This is a genomic window from Patescibacteria group bacterium (assembly GCA_041665365.1).
GTDB lineage: Bacteria > Patescibacteriota > Patescibacteriia > UBA9570 > UBA9570 > UBA9570.
The window spans coordinates 1-19,143 of the sequence record JBAYIY010000006.1 but is presented as its reverse complement, the minus strand read 5'-3'; the positions used below and the strand labels follow the sequence as shown (position 1 = coordinate 19,143).

Genomic DNA, 19,143 nt, shown 5'->3' with positions numbered 1-19,143 from the left:
CATGATCGGCTTATCCTACAATAAATTTGATCGCACCAATGAGAAATTTGATGCTATTATTATTGGTTCTGGTATCGGTGGGTTAAGTGTGGGATCAGCTCTCGCGCAATATGGTAAGAAGGTGTTATTACTCGAGCAACACTATACGGCCGGTGGTTATACGCATACGTTTGAACGGCGGGGATATATTTGGGATGTCGGTTTACATTATGTTGGTGGAGTACACTTAGCTGGCTCGCCGATCAGTAAAGCGTTTCGTTATCTCAGTAAAGATAAATTAAAGTGGACACCATTAGATAATGCCTATGATCGAATTAAATTTGGTGATAAAGAGTACGATTTTGTTTGTGGTAAAGAAAATTTGAGACAGCAATTAAAGTCATACTTTCCCGCTCCGGAGGATAAAATATCAATCGATAAATACTTTCGTCTCTTAAAAAAAGTTGATCGCATTAGTTTATTATACTTTGCAGAAAAAACTTTACCCACCTGGTTAGCTAAGTTGATAGGACCGCTCTTGTGGTTTGTATTTTACAAATATTCAGATCGAACCACGTTAGATGTATTACACGATATAACCCAGAATGAACAACTCATTGGGGTGTTAACGGCGCAATATGGTGATTATGGTTTAATCCCAGCGGAGAGTAGTTTTTATATGCATGCCATCTTGGCTAATCACTACATGGATGGAGCGGGTTACCCGGTGGGTGGATCAGCCCAACTGGCTGAAACTATGGTTCCGGTGATCGAACAAGCGGGCGGTGCAGTGGTAGTGCGCGCGGCAGTAAAAAGTATTATTGTAAAAGATAATCAAGCACTGGGTGTTGTCATGGTTGATGGTAAGAAGATTTATGCGCACAGTGTGGTGAGTGATGCCGGAGCGTTTAATACATTTACACATTTATTACCAGCGGAGGTTGTGGAGCAACATGACTTCAAATCAAAATTAGCTGGTGTTAAACCATCAATTGCCCACATGGGTTTGTATATAGGTTTAAAAGACTCACCAGAAAATTTGCAGTTGCCAGCGTGCAATTATTGGGTATTTCCTAATGAGTATAATCACCAAGTCGGCTGGGAGCGCTATAAAAATATTAATCAACCAGTGCCAGTGGCATATGTGTCTTTTCCGTCTGCCAAAGATCCAGATTGGTCAAAGACCTATCCGGAGCGTTCAACGATTGAGGTCATTATTATTGTGCCGTATCGATGGTTTACCAAGTATGAGGAAACAAATTGGACAAGACGAGGGGATGATTACGAACAAATGAAACAGAACATTACCAAACAGTTATTGGACATTGTTTACCAAACAGTCCCACAAGTAAAAGGTAAGGTTGATTATTGTGAGTTGTCTACTCCACTTGCGACTAAATATTTTACCAATCACTCGAAAGGAGAAATTTATGGAGTCGCCATAACACCACAAAGATTCCGTAATCCATATTTGCAACCCACGACACCAGTCAAGAATCTATTTCTCACCGGCGGAGATGCTATGATTGCCAGTATTGCCGGAGGTATGATGGGTGGTCTATTATGTGCTTCAGCGATCTTAAAGAAAAATGTTATATGGCACATTCTACGCACAGTGAAATAATTGGTATTATAGGAGCCGGTGCAGCTGGCTTAACTGCAGCCGAAACCCTGAAAAATAAGGGTTATACCAATGTAACGGTTTTGGAACAAGCCGATCAGGCTGGCGGCAAGTGTTGTTCCATCACATACGAGGGACGGTCTTATGAATTGGGTGCCGGTGTGATTGCCTCGTCTGATTATACCGTGATGGATATGGTCAGAAAATATCAGGTTCCGATTGAGCGAGCCGATTTTGGCAAGAGTTTAGTTATTTCTGGTGCCACCGGGCAACCAATCGAAGAAGGAGATTCATTTACGACACGTTTATTACATGGTCGACAATTGTTTAGTACCTATCGAAAATTACGTAGTAAATATACTCACATCGATGAACCGGGTTGGCTTAAAGTTGATCCAGATTTGTGTGTCCCATTTTCAGAGTGGGTGAAGAAAAATAATCTCCCGTTAGTGGCCAAAACTTTTGCCACTACCTTCACTGGTTTTGGCTATGGGTATTATGCAGACATTCCGGCGGCCTATGTTGTGAAATACTACGCTTGGAGTATGATCATAGCTTTTGCCAAAAGACAAATTTACAAATTTCCCAATGGTATACAAAGTTTATGGAAAACAGTGGCGCAACATCAGCAAGTAGTTTATAACACTAAAATAACCAACCTTAAAAGAGGTAGTAGCATACAAGTTGAAACAAATCATGGGGCATATAAATTTGATAAATTAATTATCACAACACCTTTAGATGAAGCGTTACAATGGCTCGATGCTAGTCATGAAGAAACAGAGTTGTTCTCAAAAATACAACACTGTGATTATCGAGTGTACGCAGTTTTGTTAAATAACTTTCCAAAAAAATGTGGCTTCTTACCAGATAATTTCACCGCGGCTCGGGCGGGACACCCGGTATTTTGGTATCAACGTTACAATGATTCAAACTTGTATACCTTTTATACACTGGGTGATTGGAAGATATCCGATGAAGAGGTATTAAAAAATATTGAAACTGTCGTACAGCAACTGGGTGGTAAAATTGAGCGTGTTCATACTAAGAGATCATGGAAATATTTTCCACATGTAAATTCAGAAGCTATGCAGGCAGGTTATTTTGATAAACTAGATAAACTACAGGGTGAGAGTAACACCTATTATGTCGGTGAGTTATTAAATTTCAGTTCGGTTGGGTTTACTAGTGCCTACGCGGCGAATTTAGTTGAGAGATTTTTTTAAGAGCGGGATACGAGAATCGGACTCGCGTCTCATGCTTGGGAAGCATGCATACTACCATTGTACTAATCCCGCGTAAGGGGAGTATACTATGCACAATGAAATATGGAAGGGGGGGTGTTTTACGTGTTATATTGTTTATTTCACCTCAACTGTGGTTCCCTCCGGCACAATCTCCACCCACGTATTGCCTCGGGCTAACGGTATTTCTTTATTGGCGTCATCAAAGAACCGAGTTCGATCTAAACGGTCAGCTTTTTTCCAGGTGCCTTTTGTTATAACACCATTACGAACAATCTCCACCTCACCTTCACCTGTTACACTAAAATTAACTCGACCTTTTCCTTCAATAAATATACCAGGCGGAACATGTTGTACAATAATGTTGCGGGCGGTGAGAGTTTTTCCAGTGTTACTATCAGTTTGTAGGGCACCGCCATTAGTGCGCTCGTAGTTTTTATCGTCGGCATTGTATTGGTATAATACGTCATAGGATCCGCCAAAAGCAATCGAGACTGTGGTGGCTGTTGTGTCTGTGGGTAGGGCGTTATCATCAACAAAATTCCAGACGGCATAAACCGGCTCATCTTTCCAACTATGGCCATCATTGATCGCTTTATCTAAATTGTCACTGCTGGTAAACAGATTGTGTGGGGAATACTTGGCGTTATCGCGCCAGAACCAAGTGCCATCATATAAGGCATCTACATTGCGCATGTTAAAACGGGGGATAGCCAGCATAGCTGTATAACTACCACCGGCATGAGCATAAGCACAATTATATTCAGAGGCAAATTCTAAATAGGTATCACGAGCACTACGCACTGGGCCGATTTTATCAGCCGTTTCGCCTGCATAAACTGCCATTAAACGAGTGATACCACCTTCAACAATTACTTCATAGACGACCGATGCGGCCGATAGCCCGGCTTGAGGGCGGACTCCGTCAAAGGCGGCGTTTTCAATCATCACGCAGGCCGGCACTTTATTAGCATCAGCTTTAGCGACAATCATACCATCGCTATGGCGGGCTGCTGTAGTGGAAGTTTCAGCCTTTTTCTTTTTATGGGTGAGTTTTTTTTCAACTGGCAAAAAATTAGCTGGGTGAGTTTTTTGCCAAGCCACCACACCAACCAAACTTAGTAACACTACGGCTAAAACCGTGACAATAATGATTAAGTTGCGACGCGAGGGTTTTTTACTGTCAGATGGAATTACTTCAGAGGAGGTTGTTTCTTCTGCTGTCTCATCAGTTTCATCGATCACTACTTTTATTGGCTCCTTTTGTTGATCGGAATCAACTGGGGCAGTTTTCTTTTTTCTTGGCATAGAGACACTCTACACTATTCTTTAAATACTGTCAGCCATCAACTAATAAAGCTCTTTTTGATAACACTGTTCGCAGTAAACTAGCTCTGTTCGATCTGGTGAAAACGTGGTGTTAAATTGATTGGTGCAATTGCTGCAGCGGCGTGACCACAGCGTTCGTGGGTTACGAATGGCCATACGTTCTTTATAGCGTTGCTCCGGGCATTTCGTTGGTAATGGTAAACTCTGTTGCTGATAGAATTTTATTTCTTGAGGAGTCAATTTAAACGGCTTATTAGTTACAGAACAATGCAACACAGTTGGATCGTTTTGATTCGAATCGGATTGCACGGCCGGTTCTTTCCAACGAAACCCATGAGCGATAGCTTCGTCCTTGGTTAGGGGAAGATACTCATTTGCGACACTTTCATTATAGGCAAACGGCGATAATTCAATCGGAAAATATTCTCCCCACTCGCCAGTAGTTTGCATATGTGTGATAATTTGCGCCACAGTTTGTTCATAATCTTCTGGTGTATATTGTTTATTGAAAATGCAATACTGTTTGTTGCGCAAACCAACACAACCAAAACAATTCTTAGAATTAAAGATTTGGTCACTGTACCAGATATCCGACGAATGAAAAACATATAGACTAAAGTGAACATTATAAGTACCGATTGTGCCTAACACTTCATAAGACAGTTGTGGTTTGATATACATATTGGAGCAATCCAATAAATCAGAGACTTCCACACCGACTTGCACATAACGAGAATCGACACTGTCATTGATATCGTAACAATCGTAACATTTATTTGAGGCGGTAATAAAATCACCGGTGCAATCGTCTGATTTCATAATGTTGGCATATTTATAGACCCGCGCTAAACGAAGTTTCTGAAATTCTTGTGTGGCTTTATTGATGTTTTCAACAGAGTCGGTGTACTCCTTGATAGTTTTTTCGTAATCTGACTGGCTGAGCTGTTTGTTCATGAAACAATATTGTTTGTTAACTAAATTTGTACACAAAAAACAATTTTGACAGCCACTAACATTATCGCAAAACCAACTGTCTACTACATCACGGGAGTTGTAAACATATTTACAGTTATAACCTTTTTGCACATTAAAACACTCATATAATAATTCAGAATCATACACATATGCGCAATCTACACAGTTTTTACTATTTTGGAATAATTTACCATAATAACAATCTTCACAATATTCTGAGGAGTTAATCAAATAGCAATTTTTACAATAACCCGTGCCAGTAGTGTAATCACAGTTTTCATTACCAATTGCCACTACATTGGCCTTTGGGACACGGAGTTGTAGTTCATGAAACTGGGTAAAGAATGATTTATTTGAGTCAAATGGTTGGCCGTAATCTAATGGATCCCATTGTTCTGAGTTCCATTCGGCTTGACTAACGATTTTATAGGGGGTATCGGTATCAAATAGTGCAATGAATGGTTTGTTTGATATAGCCGATTGATTGCGATAAAAAAAGTTTTCATTACGATGAGCTGTCCGGCGCCGCATACGTTCGACTGGTGACAAAGTTGGAGTTGGAATTTGGAAACGTTGGCCAGCAAAAGTTGGTGAGATTCGATCGTAGAATTTTATTTCATCATCTGTAATGATAAATGGTTGATTGGAAACGCGACAATTAGTTTGCATAGGTATAAAGAATGTATCACACTAATATAAATTGTACAGCGTGGCCAGTTTTGGCAAAATAACGTTGTAGGTCTGAGAGAGCGAGTTGTAATGTTTTGGTGTTAATATTTGGATGCAGGTTAATGTCAGTGTAGGTTTGCACAGCACTATCACATAACACGGTTACGGCATGAGTGGTATCAAACACCACTCCCAAGGCTGACACAGAACCAGGCGTAACTTGTAGGTATCTCATCAATCTATCTGGTGAGGCAAAACTGAGTTGTTTTTCATTTAATAATTGGGCGAGTTGTTTTAGGTTAACCGTTTTATTATCGAGTACTATTAATAAATAGTGTTTATCACCTTTGCGGTTACGCAAAAACAGATTCTTCACATGGGCACCAGGAATATGTTCAAAATACTGGGCGGCTTCAGCACTAGTAAAAACCGGTGGGTGCGAGTGTGTTTGATAAGGAATATTAAGCGCAGCGAGTGTGTCGTAGATTAGTTGCATGACAGATAGTATATCACGAAATAATAGTATTGTTGTTGCTAAATAAGTAATTAAAGAAAGTTAACAATCTTGAGCATGATCAAATTAAATGATCCTGTTTTATTATTTATTAGTTTCGTAAAGGATTTTCAACTGTCTTCGACCGGCACCACTTTTCCAGTATTTTTCTCTGGATTTAGCTTCGGTTATTGTTGGGTGTTTTTCTAAATAAAATAATTTAAATGGACGTCTATGTTTGGTTGATTTAACCAAACCAGAGTTGTGGTTTTTTAGGCGGATTGCAATATCCTGGCAAAAACCAACATAGGTTCGATGATCTTTTTCACTGAAAAGAATATAAGTAAAAAACATAGTGATTTATCTAGGACAAAGGGGTACTAAGCGAGTCTCGCTCAATTTTTAAATTCAATTATCCAAGAAGAGAGCGGGCCGCCCTCCGAGGGCGAGCCTCGCTCAATTTTTTCTCAGAGAAAAAATTGAGCGGGTGAGGAGAATCGAACTCCTGGTATCTGCTTGGAAAGCAGAAGTATTACCATTATACGACACCCGCCAAAGCATTCCCTTGTTGAGGGGATATGCTTGGTCTAGCTGGCGTAAGGGAAGTGTCATAATGCTACCTCCGCTACGTCAGAATGACAGCTAACATCGTACGGGTTTTTGCACGCACTGGCAATGCACTATGCACAGCTAACTGTGCATAGAACTGTGTATTATGTGTGTATAACTCGTTTAGCAGTGGTCTTCCAGACAAAATAGACCAAAACTACAGCTACAAGAGCCAACATGGCATAACGGTATTTTGGTTGAGAGATACCCTCACCGATAAAATTTAAAGCGATAATATTTGGTAAATAACCCAGTATCATAATGAGGTAGTAATCTTTGCGGCGCATACCACTAACACCGAGTACAAAACTTAACACATCAGTCGGGAATAATGGGATTAAATACAGTAACCATAAACCAATTTTTGAATTGCCTATCTTCTCGCTATAGAGATTATATTTTTGTTCTCCGACTAAACGTATGGCAAATGGTCTGCCTAACCAGTGTGATAATTCAAAAGCCACGGCCGAACCTAATACTGTACCAATAAAGGCATAAAGAAATCCTAAACCAGAACCAAACATGTAGCCGGTTGCCACAGCGAGCCAGCCGCCTGGTAATGGTGCGACAACTACTTCAATGGCAATTAACCCAATCATGACCAGTGGAGCAGTGGCGCCGAACTGATTAATGAATTTGTTAAAACCAGTCATATCAAGAGAAAAGACTAGACCATAAAGTAGCCAATAGATCACGGCAAATATGATGAGAACCAGAACGACGGTGATAATATGACGCCAAGAAATGATAATTTTTGACATTGACTAAGGCTAAAAAATAAAGTAGACTGAGTATAATGTATTACATTATCTATGGCAACGGGAGATGATCCTGATTATCAGCGGCTAGCCACGGCTGTGCTGGAACGCAGACCAGTGTTGCGTGAATTGATGGATAAACAAGGTCACAAAACGTTGAGTGAGTATGCTCGTTTGTATACCGACGTTAATTTGAATCCACCGATTAAAAAAAGACAAGATGAAATAATTTCAACTATTACTCAAACAGTTGAGAGTTTGTTTGATAAAGAAACCGCTATTGGGGTTGGTAAACAACTAGAAAAACATTATTTTGTGTCCACTAGTGATCATCTTGGTCCAATGACTGATCCGTCTTTTACCAACGCAAATTTATTGGCGGCGACGGCACATGTAGCCCATCAAGATCCAAATTTACAATTTGTGTTGGTGTTAGCTTGTTCAAACATTTCATTTCGTAATATTTCTTTTCCGCGGGGTTTACTATTTCATAATTCTGATCAAAAAAATAGTTTGGAGAGAATAAATTTTGTACCGGCTACAGCCAGAGCTTGTCCGGTGTTTAATTGGCCAGCCTACACTAAACCACAAATGCTAACCGTAGTGGACGATGTAAAAAAAATGGCCAGACAAAAAAAAGTATCCCTGTTGTTAACTGACAAAATTGATGATCTATTACAAAAAGTATATTTAGACGATACTGTTTTAACCAGTCATACCTTTGCCGAGCAAATGACCAAAACCAATGATCGTTTGTGGCAACGGTTTTTTGGTCCACACCAAGTGGCACCAGCCAGATTAATATCCATTGAACAAGAAACTATTGTTACTGAATTAATCTTACGCTATCACCTATATCAAGATACTGTCATTCAACACATGTTGTTTGATACCAAATACGAACCTGAATTGGTGCGCTATTTTGATGATATCATGGGAGCATTTTCTATCCCACAGCAATATGGCAGTTATTTATTTTGGTCATTACCCAAAGGAAGTAAATATAAAATCGCTTTATGGAAAAAGGGCAATTTTCTCGAGACACCAGATGGTAGTTATCGGGTTGAATTAACTCCCGCGGCCATTGAAGCAGCCTTGCAAAAACGAGAGATATTTCCGACCACGTTAATGGATTTTCTGGTATTATCATTTTATTACGGTCTGAAATGTTTAGGGGGTTTCAATCAGATAAATTATCTTACCGACATGAAGAATGCTTATATTAAGATGAATGTTGACCGACAAAATTATCGCAGTATTGAAGTGTGTGCCCGGGCGCAAACCAAAGAAATGGGGGATGGCTATTTATTAGCCTATGGGCAAACCACCGCTGGTAAATTAATACCAGCCACTGGCTTAGATCTATATCTTTATGGAACCGATAAAACATGGTCAACCATCCAGCACATGGCTAAAAATTTAACAGTGCGTGAATCTTTATTACCGGCCATGCCTGAATTATATCGCTATGTTACTACGGAAGCCCAGCGTGATCCAGCTCTAGCGGCTATTACCCCAGATCAAATTGTCACCGCCATTGATTTGAACAAAAAATTAGAACCGTGTATTAATTTTTCGTAAGAGTTTCTAGGATATAACGGTGTAAATCATTGTAGTAAGACCAACCTGGATATGGCAAACCAGGTCGACTATTTAATTCCACCAAATACGGACGATTTTGAGCATACATTAAATCTATGGTGTATATTCTGGGATAATATTCTGTCAGGTGCTGGTCGATAATATTAACAAACTCACTTGCCCAACTAGGAACCTGATTTAAATTAAGTACTGTCAGCGAACCACCCTGCGCCACGTTGGCAAGATAGCTACCCGTTTTTGGTTGGCGGTATTCGGCCAGTTTCATTACGCCATTGAAGATATATAAACGTAAATCGTGTCGTCCGGTTACTAAACCGGGAATACCAGCCGAGCAATCAATAAATTCTTGCACGAGAAAGGGAGCATGACTTTGATCCAGTTGGGTATAATCAAACTGAGTTTTATCAACTACGACAATACCACGACCTTCCATGCCCGACACTGGTTTTATGACTATTTTATCAGTAGTAATTTTTTTTATAACATCAGGCCAATTTTTTTCCGGTAAAGGCAAAGTCTGCGGCATGTATTGGCCAAACAGCGCATAAGTTTTTAATTTATTTCGGCAGATATCCATTAAACCAGCTTGATTAACCCGTTGCACACCTGGCTCTGTGACTAAAGTATTACCTTTCACATAAATCACATCAGCCGTGATGGAGTGATTAATTTTAATCAGACCAGACTCTCCGAACTGCCAGCCAGACCGAAATTGGCTATGACCTAAATAACTCTCCGAGCCGCGGGCAATATAAAAATCAATGTTATGTTTTTGACACAACTCACTAAAACCTTGGTACGACAAATAATAATTCGGTTCATCAAAGGGATAACCCATGGCACTTGGATCATCAAAGTAAACCACAATCGCCTTAATCATAGTGGCAGTTAAGCGGTTTTTTTGATATTCGTCAATCCAATGTTTGAACAACAACATTAAATACTGTAGTGTATTGATATGATAAATAAGAGGTTAACCGCCGATTGGGAAATAGTGGCGGTGATAGTGAGTGTAGTACTTGGAACAATATTGCGTGTGTTGGGTTTAGGGGCACGGGATTTTTGGTACGATGAGGCGTTTACCGGTATAACAGTGCGGCAAGCCTGGGGGGAGATGTTGCACATTATTGTGCAAGATGTGCATCCACCATTATATTACTGTCTACTAAAAATTTGGACTGAACTGGTTGGTTCAGGCTCAGTCGGGCTAAGATCATTTTCGGTATTGTTTGGTGTGGCCACAATCATTTTAGTTTATCTAGCGGTAAAACATTGGAGTCAGTCTGGTTTAACAGCCACGGTGGCTACAATAATTATAGCTAGCGATCGTTTTTTCATAAATTATAGCCAGGAAGCACGGATGTATGCTTTGTTAGGATTTCTTTTATTGTTGGCGCTTTACTTATTAACATTAAAAAAACGGTTTTGGTTAGGTGTTGTGTTATTAGCTATTTTACTGACTCATTATATTGGTATCATTTTTGTAGTTGGATTTATGTTAGTAGATGTCTATAAGAAACGCGCCAATCTAAGGGTGTATTTAATTCCATTAGTTGGTGGTTTAGCTTGGCTACCTTTTTTTATACAGCAGGTACAAACACACCGTGCCTTAGTTTGGGTTCCAACTATCTGGTTTGATCATCTGCCAAGCACTTTTCATATTTTTTTGTTTGGTTCGGCCTTAGGTATGGGGGGAGTTCCAGCAGCTTTAACCTATCAAGTGCCATGGCTAATTGTAAATTTAATTGGGATATTAATTGTGTTTGGAGTAATTATATTGGTTTTAATTTTAATCTTAAAAAGACGCCTGAATGAATCACTGCAAGTAGTAGGTTTTATGGCGGCGTTTTCTATTGCCATGACAATGTTCCTACAACTATTTGGACAAAAACTTTTTGTGGAACGCTATCTAATTGGTGCCGCTCTTTTTACTGTTATTTTTATCGTGTTGGGTCTAGGTCAGTTTAAACAAAAATTCATCATAATTGGTGGTCTGAGTGTATTTATTATTTTAACCAGCCTAATTAAACCCTGGGAATATATTATTACCTATCCACCCGTCATAACGGCAGTCGAACAATATTATGGCAGCAAACAAATTATTTGGGATAATCCAGGTGATTTTGTTATTGGACGGTATTATGCTGGTGAAAATAATCGCCGCCAAATGAAAATATTAAATACAAACTTTAATAACGATAATTTATCAACCTGGGCGATTTTAGATGACTCTGATCAAATAGTACAATTACCGGTCGGTAATTTTATGCTTGTGACAACTAACCCAACGGCTTATCCAAATTTAGTAGTTGAAAAAAAGATTGGAGCCTTTTCTTTACTGTCGGGGATATCAGACTCGAACTGATGACCTTCTGGTCCCAAACCAGACGCGCTACCAACTGCGCTAATCCCCGCCTACGCCTCACACGGTTCGGCTCCGGCGGGTAAACCCGCTTCCGCTTAACCTACGGTAAAGCGTGGGTAGTATATATATTATAGTATTACCTGTCTAGAGTGAGTGACTAATATAATATTAGTGGTATAATTAGATGTATGAAACAAATATATGCAATTTTTACAGTTAGTTTAATGACATTAATTGGTTTGACGCTGGGGGCGCAACCCGTGCGCGCGGCCGATGCGGTAGTGTCTGGTACGGTAACAAATAGTACTGGAGGAACACCGGTATCATCATTATACGTTTATGTAGAGGATGCCGTTACTGGAACCTATGATTGGGATTACACTGATGCTGTCGGAGCATATTCTATTACTATTACTGATGATGGTACCGGAACAGCCGGTGATTATATAATGTATACTTCTACAAGTTCAGGGGGGGAAGTTAATACTGTTTACATAAAAGAATTACAATCTTTCGTTTTGGCTGAGGGTGAGAATAAAAGTGTAAATTTAAGTTTAACCAGGCGGGCAAAATTTAGTGGGTTTGTTTATCAATCAGATGGAGTCACACCGATTTATAATGCTTATGTTAGTTATACTAATAACAATGGTTATACAGTTGGTTCAGGTTATGATTATTCAGCCTATTCCGGTGCTTATTTTACATCACCATCCCCTTATCCGGATACAACCCAATCAGCGGTTGGTGAATATTATGCTGTTGTTACGGCATCTGGCTATTTTGGCACCCGGATAGATGATTTAACACTAGGCGACAATGAGACAACCACAACACAAAATTTTACTCTAACCGGTCAAAGTACCGTATCGGGTAATGTGGTTAATGCCAATGCTAGTCCTGTCGTTGGTGCTACTGTGACGTTAGATGATTTAAATTCATCGTATTCATATCATGTCACCACTGATAGTGCCGGTAATTATACGATAAATGTTTATGATTTGTACGATTACGACGGAACAGCGATTGGTAATTACAGTCTGATTGTAACGGCCGATGGCTTCGTGACAAAATCGAAGTCTTTTGACATTACGGCTGACGAATCCACTTCAACAGGTAATGATGTGGTGTTACATGAAGCCGGAACGATGACCGGAACTATCTTGGAGGGAGACGGCACAACTGTCATAGCCGATGCCACGATTCAAGCTGATAATGGAAAGGGTAGTACATACAGTACAACATCGGCCGCTGATGGAACTTTTTCATTAACTGGGTTAAAAGCTAGTTCCAGTTATATTTTGACGGTGTCAAAAACTGGTTTTGTGACCAATGTGGTTTATGGTGTAGCAGTAGTAGCTGGGGAAACAACGGCTGATCAAAATATTCAACTGACCGCGGCTGTTACATTATCCGGTAGTATTGTTGTCAATCAAGCTGGCGATGCAATTGGTGGCGCCACTATTAGTTTATTCAATCGCAACAAACCACGTTCCAGTTCATATGATTATACAGCCACATCTTTTACCGATGGAACATTTATCATAAATAACATCAATCCTGGACATTATCGTGTGCAAGTGAGTCAAAGTGGTTATATTAAATATAAAAAAGAGAACCTTGATCTCACAACGGCTGTGTCTGGAAAAACTTACAAGCTTTATGAAGCGGCCGTAATTTTTGGCAGAGTGACAGCCAAAAATGGTTCACCGATCCACAATGCCTTAGTGACGGCATCAACCAAAGCTGCCACGGATCTTGGTTATGGTTCGGCTTATACTGACATGAATGGTAATTATCGCATTAGTAGTTTACAGGCCGGTAAGTACACTGTAAAAATAAGCACTACTGGCTACGTTGAAAAGGTGGTCACGGTACACGCCAAAAAGGGTCAATCTAAGGAGCTGAATAAGAAATTACAAGTGGCCGGGTCAATTTCTGGACAAATTCGTGATGCAGCTACTGGTTTACCGCTCAGTTATTATACTGTTAGAGTGAAAAATGAATCAGTTGTCGCCACAGCAGATTACAATGGGTATTATACTTTAGATGGATTAGCACCAGGTAAATATACTGTCTATATTATCAGCACAGCTTATCAAACCGATACATCCAGTGCACATGTTTCAGCTAACAAAGAAACCAAAAACATCAATTTTGCGTTGACCGAGAAATAGACTGTTTGACAATAAACCGAACAATAAACCAAAAGATACTACCAATGAACAAACCGGCTGCTACTATTAGTAATGGCCATAAATAAACATTGAATAAAGCCGCCACGGCTTTGTTGATAACAGTAACAATGGCGTTGTCAAAACTGCCTGATAGCCAGGGTAAAATAAATTGCGGAGCCAGCCAGACTATTAGAGTTAATGGTATTAGTTCAAGCATTTCCAGTATAGACATCCAGGCCAACCAGCCAAAAGGAGCATAACCGGGATGTAGACGCAGTAGAATAATAAGCAAAAAACTTACGGCCATAACAATCCAACCTAGCCATACTATCCAATGCAGCCAAGCCCAATAGGTGCGAAACGTGTTGATTTGTTGGTTTATCATAGTTAGTTGTTCACCGTTACCCTTCGTTACCAGCTGTTGTTGTAGCGTATCTTGAACATTGATAGTATCAGGAATGTTTTTCATAATTTCATCACTGAAAGAAGTGGTGTCGGTCGGACAGCCAATATTGAATGTTTCACTGGCAGTTGGTACACCCGCGGTGCAAGGTAATTTTATATCAGATTGGTTTAGTTTTTCTGTAATAGCCGGAGCCAGTTTAGTTTTGAGGTTGGAAATGTTTATTGTCAGGTTTAGTTGCTCAATTGGTTTGTTTGTGCCAAACCATACGCCAATACCATCTACTAATGGATCAATTAGACTATAGACATCTTGGGCTGAAAAAGTTGTACTGACAAATTGTGCCGCTGTCGCTGTTTCACTGTTTTGCTGCGCTGTTAGTGCTACAATTAAACTAGGTAAATTTTCACCAATTTCACTAGCATGAATAACTTTTTTAATCGTACTAGGTGTAAACACCCAATAGATAGTGATTGTGCTAATCAGCACAATCGGGAAAAGTACTAAGATGATAAAGGCTAATAAGCCAGCCAAGAATTTTTTCATATTTCCAAAAAGACAAGGAGATAAATTATACCAAAAACATACGATAATATATAAAATAAACCACTCAATACAGTACCAATGAGACAAGCGATTAAAATAGGCTTGTGAAAATGATGTTTTTGGTCTTTCTGTATTTTATTTTGTCGATGTATGATTATTAATACAATTGCCAACACCAAGGTCAGGATTAGGATAACTGGGTTGTAATCATTGATAGTGAAAGATGCAAAAATAATAGAGGGATAATATAAAGAACCCACTAATTTAAATATTAAATTACCCACGATTGGCGGACTATCCGTATTACTACCAGGGAATGTCAATATATTATTAACTGCATAGGAAATAGTATAAATTGCCAGATCTACAATTATCCCAAATAAACAAACTAAGATGACCGATCGGCGGCTAATCTGTTGAATGCGAGTCAGATCAGCGAGTTGAACAGCACGAATTTGTTTTATGAGTGACTGAATTAACAAAATAAAAAAGATAAAAAATAAAACAATAGGAAACGTAAGAAAGGCTATTCCCACTAATCCAAATACGAGATCAGTAATTGGTTCAACTATTGTAGGTATAATTAACATAGTCATAATAATAAATAGTCTATAGCAAAAGTTGGATTTAATCAATAATTCACTGATACAAAAAGACCAGCAGTCAGCTGGTCTGGATGTGCCGAGAGCCAGGATTGAACTGGCGACGCAAGGATTTTCAGTCCTTCGCTCTACCACTGAGCTATCTCGGCAGTGTGGGCATATCTCGATTTGAACGAGAGACCTCAGTCTTATCAGGACTGCGCTCTAACCAACTGAGCTATATGCCCGTATATCAACGCCACGGGAGTATACCAAACAGTCTATTTTCTGCAAGTTGCCATGAACAGACTAGGCTTGTATTATGTCCCCATGCCTAGTATATCCATTATTATTCCTGCTTATAATGAAGCGAAACGTTTGCCACAAACATTGCAACACATTCATAGTTATTGTCAACGCCTTAATCGTTCAATTGAGGTTATCGTAGTGGATGATGGATCAACCGATCAAACTGTCCAAAAAGTTGAACAATTACACATGGCCGAAGTTAGAGTATTACGACAATCACACAATGCCGGTAAGTTTGCCGCTTTTCGGACTGGTGTGGAAGCAGCCAAACATGACTGGGTTTTGTTGTATGATGCGGATGGGGCTACACCAATAGCAGTTTTGGATTCTGTTTTACCAGAGTTAACCGGTAACTATGATGGTTTTATTGGTTCACGTCGGATAGCGCGAGCGAACATTACTATCGAGCAAAGTATTTGGCGCAAATGGTTTGGTTTATTAGCCTATAAAATAATTAGATTAGTAACCGGTGTGACATTTCAAGACACCCAATGTGGTTTTAAATTGTGTCGAACAGCACTGGCTCGTCAAGCGGTTTCTAAAATGCAGGTCACACGCTTTGCTGGCGATGTTGAATTGATATATTTATTGCAATACTTTGGTGGAAGATTAAAAGAAATCCCAGTGGAATGGCATGATGTGCCAGATAGTACGGTACGATTAAGTGATTATTGGAAAAGTCTGAAAGATGTTTTACAAATTAGACGAAATATTAACAGGGGAGTGTATCAAAATTGATAATGTTTTTAGGTGGAGTCATCATTGTTTCAATAATACTTCGGGTGTGGCAATTATCCGGCCAGTCTTTTTGGATTGATGAGAGTTTTTCAATTAGTACGGCGCAGTCAATCATCGAACACGGTTGGCCGGTAGTCTGGCGATCGTCACTCTATCACTATCTATTAGCTGGTACTAGTATCTTTGTTGGTTATCGTATGCTATCTGTTATTACCGGAGTGGGTATGGTTGGGGTTGGCTATATTATTGCGAAAAAATGGTTTTCACCGATAGTAGGTTTAATCACAAGTGTGCTGTTCGCCACAGCAACGATAGAGATTGCTTGGTCACGACAAGCCAGAATGTATATGCTGTTACAACTATGTTTTTGGCTGTCGTTATATTTATATCAGCAATATAGACAGAAAAATATTCAGTGGTATTGGCCAATTCTTTTAACAATAATAACAATTAGTATTCATGAATTTGGCATCGCCTTGCTTTTGTTCTATTTTTGGTATGAGATCATAAAAAAGTATTCACCTAAATTAGTACTAATCTATATTATTAGTACAACAATATTAACTGGGTTGGTTTATCATTTTATATTTCCGGTTACACCATATGTAAATTATTGGTGGCACTATCTCTATTATTTTTTCACAACCTATTATGTATTTATTGTTTTAATGTGTATTGGTATTGGTGTAGCAGTTAAACAGCACAAACAATTAGTGTATTGGTTTATTAGTATCTTACTTGGTTGGTTAATAATACTCAGTTTTATTGTACCTTTATTACAGTATCGCTATTTATTTATCGTTTTACCAATCATGTATATTTTCAGTAGTGTTGGTATAGTTTGGTTATGGAAAAAATCTAAATTAGTTGTTTTATTAGCAGTAATAATTTTAATCTGGCAAAATCAAATCACTTTAATACCTAAAACAAATTACTGGTTAGAATCTGATTCTGTAAATTCACCATTTACTTATAAAAGTATTACCCCACAACCTAACTTTAAAGCGGCTTATAAATTTTTATCTGATTATCCAAATGAAAATATCATTACACCTTATCCTAGCATCCATAAACTTTACACCGGTCAGTTACCAAAGTCGGCATTATTTATTAGCCTAACCGGAGGCACCTATCCAGATAGGCCGGATAAAGACACATACACTGGTGTACCCTATCAGACCCCTCAAGCGGGTGATGTGGTTATTGTGGATGATTTCGCTGAACAACAGATAACTATAAATAATAAAGAGTTATTATGGGAAGATGTTAACTCGGCACCATGGTCTGGATTAAGAATTTATCGTATACTAGCAGAATGAAAATAATCTGGTATGGTCTAAGTTTTTTGGTGGTTGGCAGTATTGTCGCCTTTGGTTTAAACCAACAAATGGAAGTGTTGGGCTATGGTTACGGCTACAACATTACTTGTCAGGCAGAGAGACCAAATAATTTAGCGGCTACATATAGTGCTAATAAGAATCACATTATTTTTTCTTGGGATCCAGTCACTTTTAGTGGATGCAGCAGTGCAGAGTCAGTTTATCGAATGCAAATACATAAAACAGATGCTTCGTTAATGGTTGATCAAACTAATATAGCTGCAACTGAAACAAGTGTATTGGCGGGTGATTTGCAAAGTAATTTGGCTTATAAGTTTAAGGTCAAGTCTACCGCATGGTCGCTGTATAAAGCTTTTCGGACTTTACCGGCTAAGCCAACCAAAATCCGTATTAAAAAAATTAATCATACACAAACTGATATATCCTGGGAAAATGTACCACGCAGCAAAAAACTTCGATATTATCAATTAGTTATCAAACGGGGGAGTCGAGTAATCTTTAGTAAACAAGTTGGTTTAGGTTTACGAAAAAAACGTACTGGGACAATAATTGAGCATCTTAAACATCATGTGATGTATAATGTGAAGATACGGGCTGTGGCCAGGAAAAATAGCAAAGGGGAGTACGCGAAGAAATATTTTATCGTGAAATAAAAACATGTTGTTGTGTAGAGACATGCCATGGCATGTCTCTACACAACAACAATAACAATATGTTTGTTATGTTTTTTTATAATTAACCTTCAAATTGTGGCGAAAATCAGAGACCGCGACTTGTGTGTCTGTTGTGAGGTACAAAACAGACGATACACCGTAACTCCTTAGAAAGGAGGTGATCCATCCACAGCTTCCGCTACGGATGCCTTGTTACGACTTAGCCCCTATTATCGATCCTACCTTAAGCCCTCCAAACGGAGGGATTTTGGGTATTACCGACTCTCTTGGCTTGACGGGCGGTGTGTACAAGACCCGAGAACGTATTCACCGTGCCATGGCTGATACACGGTTACTAGCGATTCCGGCTTCATGAGGGCGAGTTGCAGCCCTCAATCTGAACTGGGGGTAGTTTTGATGGGATTTGCTCCGTCTTGCGACTTGGCTTCCCTTTGTTCCTACCCATTGTAGCACGTGTGTAGCCCAGGGTGTAAGGGCCATGCTGATTTGACGTCGTCCCCACCTTCCTCCTGGTTAACCCAGGCAGTTTCTCATGGATATTTAACATGAGATAGGGGTTGCGCTCGTTTTCAGACTTAACTGTACATCTCACGACACGAGCTGACGACAACCATGCAGCACCTGTCTTAGCGTTCCTAAAAGGCACTCCCACGTTTCTGCGGGATTCGCTAGATGTCAAACCCTGGTAAGGTTCCTCGCTTATCGTCGAATTAAACCACATGCTCCACCGCTTG

Annotated in this window: 16 protein-coding genes, 5 tRNA genes and 1 rRNA gene; 8 read left to right on the top strand and 14 right to left on the bottom strand. The window is 39.4% G+C overall.

Annotated features, from left to right (window positions below):
• The first annotated feature begins 1 nt into the window (after nucleotide 1).
• Both WCV88_03465 and WCV88_03460 read left to right on the top strand, forming a co-directional pair.
• Entirely contained in the window at nucleotides 2-1,603 is a 1,602-nt protein-coding gene (locus tag WCV88_03465; protein ID MFA6475236.1) for an NAD(P)/FAD-dependent oxidoreductase, read from the top strand.
• Nucleotides 1,576-2,826, top strand: a complete 1,251-nt coding sequence (locus WCV88_03460) for an FAD-dependent oxidoreductase (GenBank protein ID MFA6475235.1) — start codon at nucleotides 1,576-1,578, stop codon at nucleotides 2,824-2,826. The genes WCV88_03465 and WCV88_03460 overlap by 28 nt, the downstream gene beginning before the upstream one ends.
• 1 nt (nucleotide 2,827) lies before the next feature.
• Here WCV88_03460 and WCV88_03455 read toward each other — a convergent pair.
• The 7 genes from WCV88_03455 to WCV88_03425 all read right to left on the bottom strand — a co-directional run bounded on the left by WCV88_03455 (nucleotide 2,828) and on the right by WCV88_03425 (nucleotide 7,680).
• Nucleotides 2,828-2,898 (bottom strand) — tRNA-Gly (locus tag WCV88_03455).
• Nucleotides 2,899-2,961: 63 nt separating this feature from the next.
• A complete protein-coding gene (locus WCV88_03450) occupies nucleotides 2,962-4,152 on the bottom strand; it encodes a DUF3048 domain-containing protein (GenBank protein ID MFA6475234.1) in 1,191 nt (396 codons plus the stop codon).
• 42 nt (nucleotides 4,153-4,194) lie between these two features.
• The gene (locus tag WCV88_03445) at nucleotides 4,195-5,817 is read right to left on the bottom strand and encodes a hypothetical protein (GenBank protein MFA6475233.1); all 1,623 of its coding nucleotides are present in this window, start codon (nucleotides 5,815-5,817) and stop codon (nucleotides 4,195-4,197) included.
• 16 nt (nucleotides 5,818-5,833) lie between these two features.
• A complete protein-coding gene (locus tag WCV88_03440) occupies nucleotides 5,834-6,313 on the bottom strand; it encodes a prolyl-tRNA synthetase associated domain-containing protein (protein ID MFA6475232.1) in 480 nt (159 codons plus the stop codon).
• Nucleotides 6,314-6,415: 102 nt separating this feature from the next.
• Nucleotides 6,416-6,664, bottom strand: coding sequence for a GIY-YIG nuclease family protein (locus WCV88_03435; GenBank protein ID MFA6475231.1), 249 nt, complete (start codon nucleotides 6,662-6,664; stop codon nucleotides 6,416-6,418).
• 128 nt (nucleotides 6,665-6,792) lie between these two features.
• Nucleotides 6,793-6,863, bottom strand: a tRNA-Gly gene (locus WCV88_03430).
• 160 nt (nucleotides 6,864-7,023) lie between these two features.
• Nucleotides 7,024-7,680, bottom strand: coding sequence for a VTT domain-containing protein (locus tag WCV88_03425; protein MFA6475230.1), 657 nt, complete (start codon nucleotides 7,678-7,680; stop codon nucleotides 7,024-7,026).
• 51 nt (nucleotides 7,681-7,731) lie between these two features.
• Here WCV88_03425 and WCV88_03420 point away from each other — a divergent pair, with 51 nt between their 5' ends.
• Entirely contained in the window at nucleotides 7,732-9,258 is a 1,527-nt protein-coding gene (locus WCV88_03420; GenBank protein ID MFA6475229.1) for a hypothetical protein, read from the top strand.
• On the opposite strand, the gene WCV88_03415 is transcribed toward WCV88_03420, so the two are convergent.
• Nucleotides 9,245-10,159, bottom strand: coding sequence for an ATP-grasp domain-containing protein (locus WCV88_03415; GenBank protein MFA6475228.1), 915 nt, complete (start codon nucleotides 10,157-10,159; stop codon nucleotides 9,245-9,247). The two genes, WCV88_03420 and WCV88_03415, sit on opposite strands and share 14 nt — an antisense overlap.
• Nucleotides 10,160-10,237: 78 nt before the next feature.
• Here WCV88_03415 and WCV88_03410 point away from each other — a divergent pair, with 78 nt between their 5' ends.
• Nucleotides 10,238-11,644 (top strand): glycosyltransferase family 39 protein, encoded by a 1,407-nt coding sequence (locus WCV88_03410; GenBank protein ID MFA6475227.1) that lies wholly within the window; start codon nucleotides 10,238-10,240, stop codon nucleotides 11,642-11,644.
• Here WCV88_03410 and WCV88_03405 read toward each other — a convergent pair.
• Nucleotides 11,621-11,693, bottom strand: a tRNA-Pro gene (locus WCV88_03405). The genes WCV88_03410 and WCV88_03405 overlap by 24 nt on opposite strands.
• 139 nt (nucleotides 11,694-11,832) lie before the next feature.
• On the opposite strand from WCV88_03405, the gene WCV88_03400 reads away from it, so the two are divergent.
• Nucleotides 11,833-13,818: a carboxypeptidase regulatory-like domain-containing protein gene (locus WCV88_03400; GenBank protein MFA6475226.1), complete on the top strand. Its 1,986-nt coding sequence runs from the start codon at nucleotides 11,833-11,835 to the stop codon at nucleotides 13,816-13,818.
• On the opposite strand, the gene WCV88_03395 is transcribed toward WCV88_03400, so the two are convergent.
• From WCV88_03395 to WCV88_03380, 4 genes are all read right to left on the bottom strand, one after another.
• Complete coding sequence (locus tag WCV88_03395) at nucleotides 13,793-14,767, bottom strand: hypothetical protein (protein ID MFA6475225.1); 975 nt, start codon at nucleotides 14,765-14,767, stop codon at nucleotides 13,793-13,795. The two genes, WCV88_03400 and WCV88_03395, sit on opposite strands and share 26 nt — an antisense overlap.
• Nucleotides 14,764-15,357, bottom strand: coding sequence for a hypothetical protein (locus WCV88_03390; GenBank protein MFA6475224.1), 594 nt, complete (start codon nucleotides 15,355-15,357; stop codon nucleotides 14,764-14,766). Before WCV88_03390 ends, WCV88_03395 begins: the two co-directional genes overlap by 4 nt.
• An 89-nt stretch (nucleotides 15,358-15,446) precedes the next feature.
• Nucleotides 15,447-15,518, bottom strand: a tRNA-Phe gene (locus tag WCV88_03385).
• A gap of 4 nt (nucleotides 15,519-15,522) precedes the next feature.
• Nucleotides 15,523-15,596, bottom strand: a tRNA-Ile gene (locus tag WCV88_03380).
• Nucleotides 15,597-15,678: 82 nt separating this feature from the next.
• On the opposite strand from WCV88_03380, the gene WCV88_03375 reads away from it, so the two are divergent.
• The 3 genes from WCV88_03375 to WCV88_03365 are packed head-to-tail and all read left to right on the top strand — an operon-like array spanning nucleotide 15,679 to nucleotide 18,388.
• Entirely contained in the window at nucleotides 15,679-16,395 is a 717-nt protein-coding gene (locus tag WCV88_03375) for a dolichyl-phosphate beta-glucosyltransferase (GenBank protein MFA6475223.1), read from the top strand.
• 2 nt (nucleotides 16,396-16,397) lie between these two features.
• The gene (locus tag WCV88_03370) at nucleotides 16,398-17,714 is read left to right on the top strand and encodes a hypothetical protein (protein MFA6475222.1); all 1,317 of its coding nucleotides are present in this window, start codon (nucleotides 16,398-16,400) and stop codon (nucleotides 17,712-17,714) included.
• The gene (locus WCV88_03365; protein ID MFA6475221.1) at nucleotides 17,711-18,388 is read left to right on the top strand and encodes a fibronectin type III domain-containing protein; all 678 of its coding nucleotides are present in this window, start codon (nucleotides 17,711-17,713) and stop codon (nucleotides 18,386-18,388) included. The genes WCV88_03370 and WCV88_03365 overlap by 4 nt, the downstream gene beginning before the upstream one ends.
• 171 nt (nucleotides 18,389-18,559) lie before the next feature.
• Here WCV88_03365 and WCV88_03360 read toward each other — a convergent pair.
• Nucleotides 18,560-19,143 (bottom strand): 16S ribosomal RNA (locus WCV88_03360); the annotation flags it as partial.